Raw genomic sequence first — 17,185 nt, 5'->3', positions numbered from 1 at the left:
TTTGTGAAAAATGGAGCCACCAGAACAAACTTTTACTTGATAAACAAAAAAAGCTCTCCTTTATTTGCTAAATAACGCAAATAAAAGAGAGCTTTTCTGAAATCTATGGTTAAACCGGTCCTATTCCCACTCAATTGTTGCAGGTGGTTTCGAAGTAATGTCATACACTACGCGGTTTACGTTCTCCACTTCGTTGACGATACGTACGGAGATTTTCTCAAGAATATCCCAAGGAATACGTGCCCAGTCAGCAGTCATACCATCGATGGAAGTTACTGCACGCACGCCTACTGTGTAGGAATAAGTACGAGCATCCCCCATAACACCCACGCTCTTCATGTTAGGCAGGGCAGTGAAGTATTGCCAAATTTCACGGTCTAATCCCGCTTTAGCAATTTCCTCTTGCAGAATGTAGTCAGAGTCGCGAACGATAGTAAGCTTGTCCTCTGTTACTTCACCCAAGACACGGATTGCAAGACCTGGACCAGGAAAAGGTTGGCGCCAAACGATAGCACGTGGCATTCCCAGTTCTTCACCTAGTTTACGAACCTCATCCTTAAACAAGGTATTTAGTGGCTCGATCAAGCTGAATTTCATGTCTTCCGGCAAACCGCCCACATTGTGGTGGGATTTAATCGTTTGTGCCGTAGCTGTTCCGCTCTCAACGATATCTGTATACAGTGTACCTTGTGCAAGGAATGCGAAATCTCCGAGCTTAGCAGACTCTTCGTCGAAGCAGTAGATAAACTCATTACCGATGATTTTACGTTTCTGTTCAGGATCTTCAACACCTGCAAGCTTGCTCATGAAGCGTTCGCGTGCATCGATTTTCACGACATGAATATCGAATTTGCCTACGAAGGTCTCCATAACGCTTTCGGCTTCACCTTTACGCAAAAGACCGTGATCAATAAACATACAAGTCAATTGGTCACCGATAGCACGGTGAATAAGCATTGCAACTACGGAAGAATCTACGCCACCGCTAAGTGCGCAGAGTACTTTCTTGTCTCCAACTTGGTTACGGATATCTTGGATGGCTTCGTCAATAAACGATTCCATTGTCCATTTGCCGTCGCAACCGCAAATTTGATACAAGAAGTTCGAAATCATCTCATTACCATGAACTGAGTGGCGAACTTCTGGATGGAATTGAACGGCGAACAATTTACGTTCATCATTACTCATTGCCGCGATTGGAGCACTTTCAGTTCCTGCATCCAGCTTGAATCCTGTTGGAAGTTCAACCACATGGTCACCATGGCTCATCCAAACCGTTTGGCGGCTCTCTAGCCCAGCCACTAATGCAGTACCTTCTTCAAAGTCAATGTCAGCTTTACCATATTCACGTTTAGCGGAGCGTTCCACTTTACCGTCAAGCTGGTGAGCCATTAGTTGCATACCATAGCAAATACCGAAAATTGGTACTCCTAAATCATAGATTGCTGGGTCCACATGTGGAGCATCTTCAGCATATACACTGCTAGGACCGCCAGAGAAGACAATCCCTTTAGGTGCAAGTGCTTTGATCTTGTCTACTGGCGTATTGTACGGCAAAAGTTCGCTGTATACTCCTAGATCCCGAATTCTGCGCGCGATAAGTTGGTTGTATTGTCCCCCGAAATCGAGAACGACGATAATTTCATTTGGCTTATTCATTACGAGCCTCCCTTGATTATTGGATTCATTATACTCATGGTTAATTCTCATCGTCAAGGAAAGGAGAACACACTTCTCATAATAGGAGCAAGCTAAACTTCATGAAGAACATTCCTTTCCATGGAAGGAATTGTATAGCAGCACCAACTGTTTTGAACGATTAAGTTAACCGAAAGGTGATGATCAGGCATTCGCGTATAAATGCGGATGCATCAGGAGTAGTACACCCGCTGTTCTCTGCGGAAGATGCTGGAGCCGCAGAAGTTACAGAGACTGCAGGCATTGGAGACATTGCAGAGATTGTAGAGATTTCGTTCGCGGGATAGGCCGCGACGAACGCTGAAGGCGCGGGCGCGTACGCCAGGGTCTCCCACTGGCGTACGAACTGCCGGACGGCTTCGCTTAGTCCGGCATCGTAAATCTGCAGGGAGTCCACATACTCCCTGCCAGTAACACCGGGCGGCGGCGGTCCAAACCGCTCCGCCAGCCCGCGCCAAGCTAGAGAGGCAGCGCGCAGCTGCCTCTCGCGGCTCATGCTGCTGGCGCTGCGCGCTGCCAGCAGCAGAGCCAGGCTACGCCGCCAGCGCCAAGCGGCGGCGACGGGAAGCAGCGCCGCAGCAGCGAGCGGCGCTGGAGAGTTCCCGCCCGCCAGCGGCAGGGCGGGCAGGCCCGTGCTTCGCGCAACTTGCGGCGCGAGCGAGGCTGCCGCAGGCAGCGCCGGCGCGGCAAAGCCGGCGGCAAGTGCAGGGCCAGGCGTTGGGTCGAACGGGACCCAACCGACGCCGGCGAAATAGACCTCCACCCAAGCATGGGCATCGCCCTGGGTGACCAAATACTTCGCCGGCATGGTGTCGTCCTGCAAGGTACCTGGTCCATAGCCTTGGACATAACGAGCAGGAATTCCAGCACTGCGCAGCAAAACGGTCATTGTTGTTGCAAAATGTACACAGTAGCCTTGTTTCGTCTCAAATAAAAAGTGATCGACAAAATCAGATCCGGATGGTGGAACCGTTGTGTTCAACGTATAGGAATATCCATGTTGTAAGTAATCCTTAATGGCCGTTACGGAGTCATAGCGGTTACCTGATGAAGCTGTAAGCTTCTCCGCCAGATCTCTAACGCGTACGGGTAACAAATCTGGCAATTGCAAATACTTGCCCTTGATTTCCTGTGGATCGTCACTGCTTAAACTACGAAGCAGTACTGGATCACTCTCAGGAAGTAAGGAATCCACTGTATATTCTGTGATTCGTGCAGAGCCTATCGAATCAGGCAGACGAAAACTATCTCTGTCCATATTAGACAGAATATATCCCAGTTTACTGCCGCCCAAGAGTCCAACCGACTCAACATCTGTTATTATCCCCGCATTGAATAAAGGAATTCCTCCTGAAGAAGGGGTGGCAAATTGTATCCGCTGTTGAAGTGTTCGTTTCCTCTTTTCGATGCTTAGCTCCGATGAATGCTTCTTTGAAATGCCGGACAGATTAAGCGGCATAAACTCTTCGCCTCCCCTAATCCATCGACGACCATCATAGTAAGCAATACTTTCACCTCTCCAGTAAGTACGCTCGCTAGTAATAGCCGTAAAGACAGGTTCAGTACTGCGGGATAACGGGGCCCCGAGTTCACCGTCATTCGTACTATACCCTGTGGTTCCTGAAGTATTAGACGCCTTATCCTCTGGCAAATGCCCTGAAGCCCAATTCTGCAGCTTCTGAAATGTCGATTGCAGCGTAAGCTCGCTGGTTGGTCTTGCCCCCAATAATTGCCCACCGAACCATGCTGTTGTCATCACGACGATTGCTACCGCCAAAGTCAGTGCTCCCCAACGTGCATAAGGCAATGAAGTTGGCCCCTCACGCTCTCGAAGACGCAGCAAACCACTCATCGCATGCATCCAAAAAATTAGACCCATCGAGATCACAATATCCATCGTGGTATTCACATCAAAGCCGATATCCAAGACCAGCAAGTAAATAATTGTAACCGCTGTGAATAGCGCCGTACTCCCTCGGAAGAGCGCAAGCTGCTGTACTGAGGATACCAAAAGCCCCCAACCTACAATCAATATTAAAAGCCTGCTAATTTCACTTAGCTGAGAGACATGTCCAGAGAGAAGCAGCATGAGATCATTCGGAATTTCGTCCGCATAAATCCCTAGCCATCCTATGCCTTCGCCTCCACTGCATAAGTAAAGCCACGCTGAAGCAATGATAAGAAATTGGATGCTAAGCAGTAGCCACCCAGGAATCTGAAGTATTCCCCATAGCAGCAGTACTGCCGCTAATACCATTAGAACTTGCAGCATCTTCGAGGTATCTTCTAATAAAGCAGACCTATATAAAGGGAGTAACCATTCAATAAATAGCCCCATAATGGCCAAAGAGAACAGCAAACGATAGTACAGAGGTACCTTTCTCTGCTTACCGGCATAACTGTTCTCCATTTGCCCCACATTGAAATGAAAGCTATTTATAGACAGTTCCGTATCACCTGGTATTCCGTTACCGTAGCGTTGGTTTTCCGGATGATTCATGGAACTCTACCTCCCTGAACCTGAATGCTGGCAAAGCATCATCCAGACAAAACATTCGTGCTCCGAGACGAGCCAAACTATCCCCGACAGTCCCCCTCACAGACTGTCTAATCTCCACTCCTTTAGCTTCTCCATTCATCGGTGCCGACTGGTCCCAGGCATAATAAAGTTCAACCTTCACACCCTGCATCAAGAACTTGGCAATGACCTTGGCCGATTCTTCTTCTAATCGTCCTGTAATGATGGCTACACTCATCCCCGGAATCCAACCTTTGGAAGCATCCTCTAATAACTTCGACAGGTTTCTAGTTCCATCTGAAGTAATTTCAGTCAGAACATCCAGTACTCTCCCTGGGATTTTACCCAGTCCCTCATGCCTAGCCATACCTTCCGGCCAACCGCCGCTGAACAACTGAACATAAGCGCCCGAACGCTCAGCGGAGAGCATCAGCCCCATCGCTGTAGATACCGCTTTCTCAAATGCCAGAGGCGATTCATCTCGGCTTCCACGGGGTTTAAGCGCCTCTGTAGGAACCTCATAGCTAAGCGGGTCATTGGCCAACACGATACAGGTCATTTTTGCCTTTTCCCGCTCCGGAACTTTGCTCTGCAGCGCTCCCAATCGTGCGCTATTCTTCCAATGAATTCGGCTAAGCGGATCTCCGGGCTCATAATCTCTTGATTCCAAAGCTTCATCACTGATGCTTCTTCCACGTCTGGAATACATGGTATCTCCTGTCATAAAACCGCTATCCGGCACAGTTCCACCAAAGGATAAAGGGGCTGGCAGCACCTTAAAGCTCTGTCCTCCACCCGGTTCAGATCTCCCCGTGAACCAACCTGGGAAGTCCCCCCAAGTTACTCTACAGCCCAGCAAATGATGATTACCGCGGGATATATTTTCAATGGTGTATGTGTATACAAAAGAACGTTTGAATCCAGGAAATAGCAGCTTTTGATGATGGCTGTCGCCCCAATAATCAGCTATAGTCATCCAAGGAAGAGGCAAACGAGAAGAAAAACTAAGCTCCACTTTCACTTGAAGTGTATTTCCGGCCATCGGCCTTGCAGGAGCAATCGTACGAATTATCTTTATAGCCCGCGGACCGGAGAGCTGAAGCATAAGTCCACCCAGCATAATAACTCCAATAACAATCAGGAGAAACAGCAAGGACGATCCTCCGCGCCAAGCATATAAAGCACCTATAATTCCAGCCACAGTTAGCATCCTTAACCATTCAACCAAAGCACTACGGCTACGGGGATAAGAGAAGCTTTTGACACTTCCGGCATCTTTCTTCTGTTGATCAATTAATGATGAAGAGGACAATGGAACACCCATCCTTTGGTCATAGACTTGTTCCCAGATCAGGAACTTATTACTATCTATTCTTCCCATGAAAAAGGGTGCCCAGACATTGGTTTTTTCTTTTTACTAGACAGCCTCCACGCTTCTTTCAGAGTGTTTTTACTCGGCGTTCCAATTCAGTCACACTTATATTAATCGGAGGTTGACCTGCTATCTCCAGCAGGTCTCGTAGCGATACCCAGATCGATCCACCAATCATTTCCACCCTCGCGTTAATGGTCTGTTGTACGTTATCTGGAAGGTTTAGAATCAACTGCTTGTTCTTCACATCGGCAATGATCTCTTTCCCGTTCCAATCTATTTCTCCACTTCGACTGTTCGCATCCCAGGTAACTTTTCCTCCAAGCCGCTCAATTACAGCACGAAGCGGAACCTCATACTGTCCATTTCGCACGGAATATTCTCCTGGTTTCAGCTTCGTCTCCAGCTTTCCAACCTCCAGAACCAGTGGCTTTCCCGGTGAAAACAGCTCTGCATTCGGCGTGATGTTTGATGCGATCCAAGCTTCTGAGGGCTTTGATCTCCCCAAATTACTGGCTTTTGAAGAGACTCTGAATTGTACGGGCTCCACCGTATCATCCAACAGGCCAAAGCCGTATCCAGCCGCTTTATAACGAGCAATAATGTCAGGCAGCGCCTTGACGCTCTCTTGGTGACCGCCCCCATCATGCAACAGCAGAATAACTTGCGAAGACTTCATATCCATTGTTGATTCCTTCAAAATTTCTGAGGCTGGTACACCTTTTCGTTTAGAATCGCCGCTATCCACCGTCCAATCCATCACCCTATAACCTGCTTGCTTCAATAAATTGAAGTAGGTATGATCAAAATGATCATAGGTTCCTCCTGGGGCGCGAATGAGCTGCGGACGAACCCCTGTAATCCCCTGAACAATTTGTTCAGTCTGTTTAATTTGACTCCAAAATTCAGTGAATCCACTATATAAATCATGGTAATTATGATTATAGGTATGATTGCCAATAGCATGACCTTGTTCCCATATGGAATCGATAAGTTCTGGATGACTTTTCGCTTGATTACCAAGCACGAAAAAGGTTGCCTTCACATCTTCCTGTCGTAAAATTTCAAGAACATTGAAGGTGTTCTCGCTAGGTCCGTCGTCAAATGTAATATAGACCATCTTTTCAGCTTTTTTCACAGCCGTCATTGCAGAATTCGTCGTTGAAGCTTTGGATATTTTCACTACCCCAATTGGTTGCGGGCTTGGAGTCACAGTAAGAGCTGCACTTGAAGAGGAATCAACTTTCGGAGATGCAGAAGCGAGTGGTTCTGTTGCCGAGGGCAGTTCTTGCATCGCCGCTGCGGTAAGCTTATTCTTAACAGATATAGACTCTGCGCTAGCGGGCTGCAAGGATCGGAGCTCCCATGAATTCAAGTTTTTCCCTATGCTCCATCCAAGCATTACGATGAATATTACAACCATAACGAGCAATCCGCTTTTCAACTTTCGGCGGCTGTGTGTGCTTTTATTACCTTTCATCTTCTCTACCTCCAGCATTCTATTGGCTAAAAAGCCATTTGGTAGATTGTATGAAGACAAGCTGTAAAATAGAATAAGGCAACTGCCTCTTGGAGAGTGACAATCTAATGGAAATGCTGAGCTTTATACAAGAATTATTCACCAAATATGGATATAGCGTATTATTCTTTGGATTACTTCTCGAATTCGTTGCCTTACCCTTTCCAGGAGAAACCACTATGGCGTTTGCCGGTTTCCTTTCCTATACCGGAAGGCTTGATTTCTTTACGCTAATTGTCGTTGCTTTTGCAGGCACTACTGTTGGGATGACCCTTACCTATTTTGTCGGATTAAAAGCCGGTATGCCCTTTATCCAGCGATATGGCAAATGGTTTCTATTCTCCCCTACTAAGCTAGAGAAAACACAGAAATGGTTTGAGAGATACGGCAGCTTTCTTATTTTTATCGGTTATTTCATTCCAGGCGTACGTCACTTTACCGGCTACTTTGCTGGTATCATCGCGCTTCCCTTCCGTAAATTCGCCCTATATGCTTATAGTGGGGCCGTATTCTGGGTATTGATATTCCTTAGTATCGGAAAGGTGTTTGGTCCACAGTGGATGGGCATCTTCCATTTGTTCGAGACCTATGCGCTTTGGATTATATCTGGTGGTGCAATAATAGCAGCTCTTGTGATTATTTATCGCTACCGTAAAAGCATTCATGCCCGCCTCTTCCCTAGCAAAGCTGCCACTAGGATTCAAGCTCAGATTAAAAAACCTTCCAAGGAGCGGTGAATTCACCGCTCTTTTTACTGCGTATCCATGCGTACCCTGCCAGCAATATAGCAATTCCAGAAAACCCTGCTCCTCCAGCAAAGCCCAGCGTCCGAGGTTCCACCCATTCTAATAACCACCCTGCGAGCAGCATAGATAATCCAATCAGTGTATTTCCTACTGCTGACAGCAGTCCAAACATTATAGGCTGCATAGTGGACGGCGTTTCTCGCATAACCAGTGTATCCAGGCAGGCATTCCCCGTCCCTCCGGCAAAAGATAACAGGATATATAACATAAACGCGATCATAAAATGATTGCTACTACTGATGCTCATCAGCAGTAATCCTTCAATCATGAGCCCGCCAATCGCGACAATCAGCAGCCCTCTTTTTACATATCGTCCGGCAAAAAAACTGAGACTAAGCCCGATACCCAGCGCCGCATAAAAAGCCCCCACACCCATATCTCCGGCTTGAAATTCCTGAACTGCATATATACTAATCAGCACATTATCTAGGCCATTCAGCATCGGAACAAGCAACTCATACCCGAAAATAACCTGTAATGTGATACTCCCACCGATTACAATCCCGAGCGCACGCATTCGACCTATCTTCTGCGAGTGCTCCGCTTTAGCTATAAATCCATTAGGATAATCCAGCTCTTTCTTATCATCATTTCCCCTACTACTATTCTGCGGAAAATGGATGCCGTAAATTAAGATCGCTGCGACCAGAAAAGATAAAGCATTCATCACGAATGCTGCCTCTGGCCCGAACCACATCGAAACCACACCCCCACTAAATGCACCCAAAATAAGTACACAGCCGCTCATAAGCTGCTCCAGTCCGTTAACCGTCAGCAGAGAATCTTTGGTCACCATCAAAGGGATTGTAGATTTACGAACAGGACTGTAGATCGCCTCTCCCGCCGCCAGTAAAAAATTCGCCGAATATAGCAGCCATAGCTTATCCACTCCATCCACCCACAAAAAAGCTAGTGCAACAGGAACCCTTAATATGTCTGTAGTGATCATGATGTATTGACGAGGAAATTTACTGCCAAGTACACCCCCAAGCGGTGCCAGAAACAAATAAGGAAGCAGCCGCACACCTAGCGATATCCCCACCGCCATCCCTGATCCTGTTAACTGCAGAACCAACGCCAGCACGGCAACACTAGTAAAACGATCACCGATTCCATTGATTAATCCGGCTGTGAATAGACGCGAATATCCCTTCTGACCTCTGAAAATCGCAATAGCTGATTGGTTACCCCTCATTGTAAACCTCACTTTATCTATTTAAATAAATATCTAATTAGATGATAATCAAATTATTATATTATGACAATGCTTTATTCCCAAGGATTTGCTAAGATGTAGTACATCATTACATAACGAAATTATCCGAAAAGGAGGGCTCTACCTTTTGAAAATCGATCGATTGCTCTCTATCGTCATTCTGCTTATGAACCGACGTCTTATTCAGGCAAAGGAGCTCGCCGACATGTTCGAAGTGTCCGTGCGCACCATTTACCGTGATATTGAAAGTATTAATGGAGCTGGAATCCCTATCGTTACCTATCAGGGAGCAGGTGGTGGCATTGGTCTTATGGAAGGCTACCGGTTAGACCGCAATGTATTGACTGACCGCGAGCTGGCTGATATTTTCACGGCGCTGCAAAGCGTCTCCTCTTATGGCGGAACTGAACATACTCTGCTCATGGAGAAGATCAGTAGTGTAATCCCGCCCTCACAGTCCGCCGCTTTCCGAAGTAAGACGACCCAGCTTATCATCGATTTATCTCCTTGGGGACTTCAGTCTGTCCTAGAAGAAAAAATTGCGATTCTGAAAGAAGCGTTGGAAGAAAACATGACGGTAGACTTTGATTATGTGAATGCCGAAGGGCAAGCCAGCCAGCGTTCTGTCGAGCCTTATACTTTAGTCTTAAAAGGACAAGCGTGGTACTTGTATGGGTATTGCCTGCAACGTCAGGATTTCAGATTATTTAAGCTCCTGCGTATGAAGGGGCTTGTTAAAGAGAATCAGGAATTCATAAGAAAAGATATGGATATGCGTGAGCTACCCTGGAGCACTGACTATCAGAGAGTAACTTCAGCAGCAGCAATGTCGCCAATCCTTCTGCATTTTACAGCTGAAGGTAAACATCTCGCGGAAGATCGCTTTGACTCCACAGAGCTTCAGCCGGACGGACACGGTGGATATAACGTAACTATCCATTATCCCGAGGACGGATGGCTCTATTCCTTCTTGCTCAGCTTCGGAACGTCTTTAGAAGTTTTAGAGCCGAAGCATATTCGTCATAAGCTCGGGGAGTTGGCTCTTGGGGTTGCAAAAAAATATACAGCCTCACTTTAAACCTGACGGTATGTGGTCAGATTCACAGTTCTATAATGTACTTAAAGCGAGTGCTCATAAGCTTCGCAAACTTTTAAAGGAGTGCTGTATATGGAACAAGAACAAGCAGGGCAAGTGCAAGATGAGCCGAAATTTTGTCAAAGCTGTGGGATGCCTATGCCTACGGAGGATTTACTTGGAACGAACAAGAATGGTCAAAAAATCGAAGATTATTGTGTTTACTGCTACGAGGATGGTGCATTCAAACAGCCTGACGTTACGCTGCAAGAAATGTCTGATATTTGTACAGGCTACTTGGTTCAAGAAGGAATGGACGAGGCTGTTGCCCGTAAATTACTCTCCGAACAGCTGCCTCATCTGAAACGGTGGAGAGGCGCAGCCAGCGCTCCTACAACGAACTAATAACCAGCACAAAAAGGAGCATCCAAGGGAACCTTTACGGTTCATGGACACTCCTTTTTCTTTTGGGCTCAGTGTTTATTGATTTACCTGCTGTATCTTCTCTTCTTCCGTCTTCAGGAAGTCGGGCTCAGGTGAGGTCTTCTTGATAAAGAAGGCTAATACCAAAGCAATCACAGTGATCCATGTAGCAACGGCAAAGGCATGTGTAACCCCGCTAATCGTTGCCTCTTGTGTGAGCTTAAGCATCGCAGCTTTATCACTTTGCGAGACAGCTCCGCTCATTAGGGTATCCGTAATTGTGCTCTTGGTTTTATTAGTCATTAGACTGACGAACAACGCCATCCCTAATGCCCCCCCAACCGTCCGCAACGTATTAGACATGGCCGTACCATGTGAGCTTAAACGCTGTGGAAGCTGGTTAAGTCCCGCAGTTACAATTGGCATAGATAACATCGACATTCCTAACATCCGTACCGTGTAATTAATAATCATATGGGTATACGTTGTACTGTCCGTAAGCCTACTAAATTCCCAAGTAGTAACGACAGTAATGAGAAGACCTATTACAGACAGCCATTTCGCACCTATTTTATCAAATATAATCCCTGTGATCGGAGACATAATTCCCATTAGTATAGCCCCCGGCAGCAGCATAAGTCCGGACTCCATCGGCGTAAACCCACGGATCGTCTGTAAATAAATCGGCAGCAGAATCATACCTGCGTATAACGCCATTGTAATAATGATATTGATTAATGTGGTTAGTGAATACATATTGTATCTGAAAATCCGGAATTCAAGCAGTGGAGTATCTGTAGTAAGCTCTCTCCATACGAATAAAGCCAAAGCAACCACACCTAAAATGAGGCAGACAATAACCGTCGTGCTTCCCCAACCGTCGGTTCCGGCATCACTAAAGCCGTACAACAACCCTCCAAAACCAAGCGTAGATAGTATGACACCCGGCTTATCCAGCTTTGGAGAGGTTGTTTCTCCTACGTTCTGCATCGTCTTCATCCCCAGCAGGGTCGATAATACAGCAAGTGGAAGAATAATAAAGAACAGCACACGCCAGGAATAGTTCTGAACTACCCAGCCCGATAAGGTCGGACCCACAGCTGGTGCAAAAATCATAGCGACTGCCATCAGGCCCATCGCTTTGCCCCGTTCTTCAATCGGGAAGATCCGGAGGAACACAATGTTCATTAGCGGCATCAAAATCCCGGCACCAACAGCCTGAATGACTCTGCCGACCATGATCATTTCAAAGCCTGTTCCAATAGCGCACACAAGTGTACCTATAGAAAAAAGTGACATCGCAGTAATGAATAATTGGCGGGTCGTAAACTTTTCCACCAGAAATGCACTGATCGGAATAAGCACCCCGTTTACGAGCATAAATCCAGTTGTTAGCCACTGTGCCGTAGTGGTGGCGATTTTTAGATCGTCCATTATGCTTGGCAGCGCAACATTAAGAAGCGTTTGGTTCAACAGCGCTACAAATGCACCTATTAATAGCGCCGCAATGATTGGGCCTCTACGAATATGCTTTGTTGCTGCTGCAGCGTTAGCAGTAGTAGTACTCATAAATTCTTGTTGTCTCTCCCTTGCTCTAATATCTGAATGATTTCGCTATGAATCCTAAGTAACTCTCCTGCATCCTCAGCAGGCACATTTGACAGTGGAAGCAAATACTTTCTAAGTGATTGTTTACTTCTCTCTCTGATCTCATTCCCTTTCTCAGTAATCGCCAATTTGTATATACGTCGATCCACCTCGGAACGATGTCTTGTAATCAACTCAGCTTTCACCATCCGGTCCACAACTCCGCTTGCTGCACTATTCCCTAAATGCAATAACTCCGCAAGATCAGTGATTCCAATATCAGGATGTTCGGATATTTTGCGTAGAACCATTAACTGGGTAGGCGTAATATTCAGCTCTTCGGCATCTTTCCAAAGCAACTGCTGAAAAGCATGACTAATGCGGCGAAAAGAGGAGAATATATCATCTAATTGTTGCTCCTTGTCCTCCAAATCTCCACCTCCATAAAATAATTAGTTAAATTATCAAATAGTTCGTATGCGTACTATTTTACGCCTTAACTAAATTTCAGTCAACGATTTACTGTAACTTCCTGAAAAACCATTACCATATTGCAGAAAAAACGCAAAGATAAGGTCAAGCTGTTAAAATACAAAAAAAGCGGACCAAGTGAATTCTTGGTCCGCTTTTTATATACGGTTCGTCTATACCCTTGACTTTTTATACTCAGGACAAACTGTATGAACCTTCAAGCAGGTTCTGCTGCAACGGTTTAAGTGATTGTTCTAAATCCGATACAGCCTTCCCCTCCTGACTGCTGGCAATCGACATCATCAGCTTGATCCGATTCGCTTGGTTAACTACACTAACTCCAGCATCATAATCAATGGCAATGATATTTGCACCTGGATATAACTCTTTAAGCCCCTTAATCATCCCGCGCCCGGTAATATGGTTAGGCAAGCAGGCAAACGGCTGAATACAAGCAATATTATTCACGCCATTATCCATCAAATCCATCATTTCCGCGGTCAGGAACCATCCCTCACCCATCTGATTTCCTACAGATACCAGTCGGCTGGCCTTCTCAGCGAGACCATAAATATTCTCCCGTCCTTTAGCAAGTCCCGCATCCTCTAGCGCAAGCTTCATCGGCTTACGATAAATCTCCAGATAGGAGATTAACATCGGATTAATATATCCCAACCGTTTACTTTTGCCGAACTGCTCGGCTTTGTAGATCGGATTGTACACACAGTAAAAGATAAAGTCCAAGAAGTCCGGCATTACCGCTTCTCCACCCTCCGCCTCAATCATCTCAATGATGCGGTTGTTGGCATCCGGGTGAAATTTAATCAGGATTTCACCAACAATACCCACTCTTGGTTTAGTAACACCTGTAACGGGCAGCTTACAGAAGTCTGCAACGATTTCACGAATCAGACGTTTGTATTCTCGGAACGAGAAGGTGACTAAGCTGACCTTACAGCGCTCCATCCCCTTGCGGAATAAACATTCAGCACTCCCTGGAACAACCTCATACGGTCTAAAGTGATTTAGCAGTCGCATCATAAGATCACCATAGCAAGCTGCGGCTATCAACCGATTTGCCAGCTTAAGACTGATACGGAATCCCGGCTGGTTCTCCATTCCAGAAGCATTGAGTGAAATCACAGGAATTTGTTCAAGGTCTGAATCTTTTAAAGCTTTGCGGAGCAAAGAAATATAATTGGTCGCGCGGCAGCCTCCGCCCGTCTGTGACATGATTACAGCGGTACGATTTGGATCATAGTCCCCGCTCTTCAATGCTGACAGAATTTGCCCTATTGTTACGATTGCGGGATAACATGCATCATTGTTGACGTATCTTAGACCTTCTTCTGTCTCTTCAGGTCCAGTAGTCTCAAGGATCTTGAGACGATATCCCGCATCCCGGAAAACCTGCTCAAACAATTCAAAATGAATGGGCGACATTTGCGGCGCAAGGATCGTATACGTTTCTTTCATTTCCTTCGTAAAGGCTACATTAGCCTGTACTTTAGGTGCCTTCTGTGGCAGCACCTTGCCTTTTTCACGCTCGCGCATCGCTGCCAGAAGTGAACGTAGTCGAATGCGAGCTGCGCCAAGATTGCTAATCTCATCGATTTTGATCAGCGTATATACTTTGTTATGCCTTTCCATAATATCTTGTACGGCATCACATGTAATCGCATCAATCCCGCAACCGAAGGAAGTCAATTGAACAAGCTCCAGATCGGTTCGGACTGCTGCAAGCCGGGCTGCGCGGTACATCCGAGTATGATAGGTCCACTGATTAACAACCGCCACATCCCCTTCACTTCGGTCCAAATGGCAGACGGAATCTTCTGTCAGCACGGCGAGTCCCATACCGGTAATCATATCCGCTATACCGTGATTAATTTCAGGATCCGCATGATAAGGATGACCACAGAGAAGTATTCCCTTGTTCCCAGTGCTGGCGAGATACGCAAGCGTCTCCTCACCCTTGGTACGCACATCACTTTTAGCGCGTTCAGCTTCTGCAAGTCCTGCCTGTACAGCAGACGTAATCTCTTCTTTCGGAATCCCAGTAAATGTCTTCACGAGTCCCTTGGTCAGTGCAGTTCTATCATCGAAGGTCAGAAACGGGCTGACCAGCGTAATTCCCTTCTCCCTAAGCCCATCCATATTGTTGCGAATAACCTCAGGATAAGAGGCGACCACCGGACAATTGAAATGATTATCCGCTGCTTCATCCTCCTTCTTCTCATACACCACCGCAGGATAAAAGATAAAATCGACATTTTTACCAATCAAGCTCTGCACATGTCCGTGCGCCATCTTTGCTGGATAACAGATCGATTCTGAAGGAATCGTATCCATCCCACTTTCGTAAAGCTTCTTGCTTGATTTAGGAGAGAGAAGCACCCGATAGCCAAGTTTGGTGAAAAATGTGTGCCAGAACGGGTAATTCTCGAACATATTCATCGTACGTGGGATGCCGACTGTGCCCCGTGCTGCGTCTGCCTCCGGTAATGCCTCATAGTCGAAAAAGCGCTCATACTTATATTGCATCAAATTTGGCAGTACATTCTTCTCTTTCCGGCCTCCTGCACCACGCTCGCAGCGATTACCTGTAACGTAGAAGCTCTTATCCGGGAACCGACTGATCGTTAAAGCGCAGTTATTCCCACAGCGACCACAACGGCCTGAAGATACCTCGTACTTAAAGTTTGCAATTTCCTCCGGTCCAAGCAACGTACTTTTTCCGTCAGCCCCTGCTTGCTCACGAGCAATCAGCGCACACCCGTACGCACCCATCACTCCAGCAATATCCGGTCTAACTACGGTTCTCCCCGTTAGGCGCTCAAAAGCACGCAATACAGCTTCGTTATAGAAGGTGCCGCCCTGAACAATAATATTTCGCCCGAGATCCTCAGGATTGCGAATTTTAATTACTTTTTGCAATGCATTCTTAATCACAGAATAGGCAAGACCTGCCGAAAGATCCGCCAGTGAAGCACCTTCCTTCTGAACCTGCTTCACTTTAGAATTCATGAATACTGTACAGCGCGAACCCAAATTAACCGGTTTGGTCGCTTCCAGAGCTGACTTGGCGAACGCCTCGATGCCTAAGCCTAGCGCAGAAGCAAAGCTCTCAAGAAAAGAGCCGCAGCCTGCCGAACAGGCTTCATTGAGCATCAGACTGTCGATCGCGCCGCCGCGGATCTTGATGCATTTCATGTCCTGTCCGCCGATATCCAAAATAAAGTCTACCTCCGGCATGAACTTAGAAGCGGCCTTGTAATGAGCAACCGTCTCCACTTCACCACCGTCCGTCCATAAAGCGGCTTTGATTAAACCCTCTCCGTAACCTGTCACATAAGAGCCTGCAATATAACAGCCTTTAGGCAGAATCCGATACATTTCTTTCAGTGCCTCACTGACAGAATACAAGGGGTTCCCTTTATTACTTCCATAAAAGGTATATAGAATTTCGTCAGCGGAGCCGGTCAATACAAGTTTGGTTGTTGTTGAACCAGCATCGATCCCCAAATAGCAAGGGCCGCGATACACCGCCAAGTCTGATCGGGCAGCAGAGGCTTTACCGTGGCGTAGACGGAACGCAGCAAGCTCATCAGGATTCTCAAAAAGCGGCGGTAATTCTGCATCCATAGCCCGATCCGCTGAAAAATCCACGGCAGCTATTCGCGCGAGCCAACCTGAGAGCGGCAAAGCTGTCCGATTCGCTTCGGAAAGAGCAGAGCCAATTGCTACGAAATACTGCGACCGGTCAGGGAATAAAATATCCGATTGCGCAAGCTCAAGGGTCTCCGCGAAACGCTGACGCAGGGCTGGCAAGAAGGTTAGCGGGCCGCCAAGGAAAGCCACCCGTCCACGAATCGGGCGTCCGCAGGCGAGGCCACTGATCGTCTGATTGACGATACTCTGAAAGATCGAGGCCGCAACATCCTCTCGACGAGCCCCTTCGTTCAGTAGCGGCTGTACATCGCTTTTGGCAAAGACCCCGCAGCGTGAAGCTATGGGATAGATTCGCTCATGCTTTTCCGCCAATGCGTTTAAGCCCGCCGGGTCAGTCTGCAGCAGCGATGCCATCTGATCGATAAAGGCTCCCGTACCACCCGCGCAAGCCGTATTCATACGCTGCTCAATGCCACCTCGAAGGTAAATGATCTTGGCATCTTCGCCACCGAGTTCAATCGCCGTATCACATTCTGGAATTAGCTCGCCAATCGCCTTCGTACAGGCAATCACCTCCTGAACGAACGGAACCCCTCCCAGCTTGGATAAAGATAAGCCAGAGGAACCGCTTACAGTAAGGGTTGCTTCTCTCTCCGGAAATCTGATCTGTACATCAGACAGAAGAGAGAGAGCTGCTTTTTTTATATCGCTATAATGTCTAACATAGTCCTGATAAACAACAGTATTACGTTCTATGACAACCAATTTAGCAGTAGTTGATCCGATATCAAGGCCAATACGCAGCATTATCACTACACCACCTCGTCT

11 protein-coding genes are annotated in these 17,185 nt (G+C 46.8%); 3 read left to right on the top strand and 8 right to left on the bottom strand.

Annotation, left to right across the window (positions count from 1 at the left end; genetic code table 11):
* Nucleotides 1–120 precede the first annotated feature (120 nt).
* The 4 genes from guaA to R50345_RS02985 all read right to left on the bottom strand — a co-directional run bounded on the left by guaA (nucleotide 121) and on the right by R50345_RS02985 (nucleotide 7,068).
* Nucleotides 121–1,659: a glutamine-hydrolyzing GMP synthase gene (guaA, locus tag R50345_RS03000; protein ID WP_042123987.1), complete on the bottom strand. Its 1,539-nt coding sequence runs from the start codon at nucleotides 1,657–1,659 to the stop codon at nucleotides 121–123.
* 160 nt (nucleotides 1,660–1,819) lie between these two features.
* Complete coding sequence (locus tag R50345_RS30065) at nucleotides 1,820–4,198, bottom strand: transglutaminase TgpA family protein (protein ID WP_052414443.1); 2,379 nt, start codon at nucleotides 4,196–4,198, stop codon at nucleotides 1,820–1,822.
* Entirely contained in the window at nucleotides 4,167–5,597 is a 1,431-nt protein-coding gene (locus tag R50345_RS02990; RefSeq protein WP_081953981.1) for a DUF58 domain-containing protein, read from the bottom strand. Before R50345_RS02990 ends, R50345_RS30065 begins: the two co-directional genes overlap by 32 nt.
* A gap of 58 nt (nucleotides 5,598–5,655) precedes the next feature.
* A complete protein-coding gene (locus R50345_RS02985) occupies nucleotides 5,656–7,068 on the bottom strand; it encodes a polysaccharide deacetylase family protein (protein ID WP_042123983.1) in 1,413 nt (470 codons plus the stop codon).
* Nucleotides 7,069–7,175: 107 nt separating this feature from the next.
* Between R50345_RS02985 and R50345_RS02980 the strand changes: the two genes are divergently transcribed.
* Nucleotides 7,176–7,844 carry a DedA family protein gene (locus tag R50345_RS02980; RefSeq protein ID WP_042123981.1) on the top strand — a complete coding sequence of 223 codons (669 nt, stop codon included), beginning with the start codon at nucleotides 7,176–7,178 and terminating at the stop codon, nucleotides 7,842–7,844.
* Here the strand turns inward: R50345_RS02980 and R50345_RS02975 are convergent.
* Nucleotides 7,819–9,108, bottom strand: coding sequence for an MFS transporter (locus R50345_RS02975; RefSeq protein WP_042123978.1), 1,290 nt, complete (start codon nucleotides 9,106–9,108; stop codon nucleotides 7,819–7,821). The genes R50345_RS02980 and R50345_RS02975 overlap by 26 nt on opposite strands.
* A 148-nt stretch (nucleotides 9,109–9,256) precedes the next feature.
* Between R50345_RS02975 and R50345_RS02970 the strand changes: the two genes are divergently transcribed.
* A complete protein-coding gene (locus R50345_RS02970; RefSeq protein ID WP_042123976.1) occupies nucleotides 9,257–10,207 on the top strand; it encodes a helix-turn-helix transcriptional regulator in 951 nt (316 codons plus the stop codon).
* 90 nt (nucleotides 10,208–10,297) lie between these two features.
* A complete protein-coding gene (locus R50345_RS02965; RefSeq protein WP_042123974.1) occupies nucleotides 10,298–10,609 on the top strand; it encodes a zinc ribbon domain-containing protein in 312 nt (103 codons plus the stop codon).
* Between the two features lie 75 nt (nucleotides 10,610–10,684).
* On the opposite strand, the gene R50345_RS02960 is transcribed toward R50345_RS02965, so the two are convergent.
* The 3 genes from R50345_RS02960 to R50345_RS02950 all read right to left on the bottom strand — a co-directional run bounded on the left by R50345_RS02960 (nucleotide 10,685) and on the right by R50345_RS02950 (nucleotide 17,164).
* Nucleotides 10,685–12,196: a DHA2 family efflux MFS transporter permease subunit gene (locus tag R50345_RS02960; protein WP_042123972.1), complete on the bottom strand. Its 1,512-nt coding sequence runs from the start codon at nucleotides 12,194–12,196 to the stop codon at nucleotides 10,685–10,687.
* Complete coding sequence (locus tag R50345_RS02955) at nucleotides 12,193–12,645, bottom strand: MarR family winged helix-turn-helix transcriptional regulator (RefSeq protein ID WP_042123971.1); 453 nt, start codon at nucleotides 12,643–12,645, stop codon at nucleotides 12,193–12,195. Before R50345_RS02955 ends, R50345_RS02960 begins: the two co-directional genes overlap by 4 nt.
* A 235-nt stretch (nucleotides 12,646–12,880) precedes the next feature.
* A complete protein-coding gene (locus tag R50345_RS02950; protein WP_231574025.1) occupies nucleotides 12,881–17,164 on the bottom strand; it encodes a 2-hydroxyacyl-CoA dehydratase in 4,284 nt (1,427 codons plus the stop codon).
* Nucleotides 17,165–17,185: the final 21 nt, after the last annotated feature.

The sequence above is a fragment of the Paenibacillus sp. FSL R5-0345 genome (genome assembly GCF_000758585.1).
GTDB lineage: Bacteria > Bacillota > Bacilli > Paenibacillales > Paenibacillaceae > Paenibacillus_AQ.
This window is presented reverse-complemented; position numbering and strand designations above follow the sequence as displayed.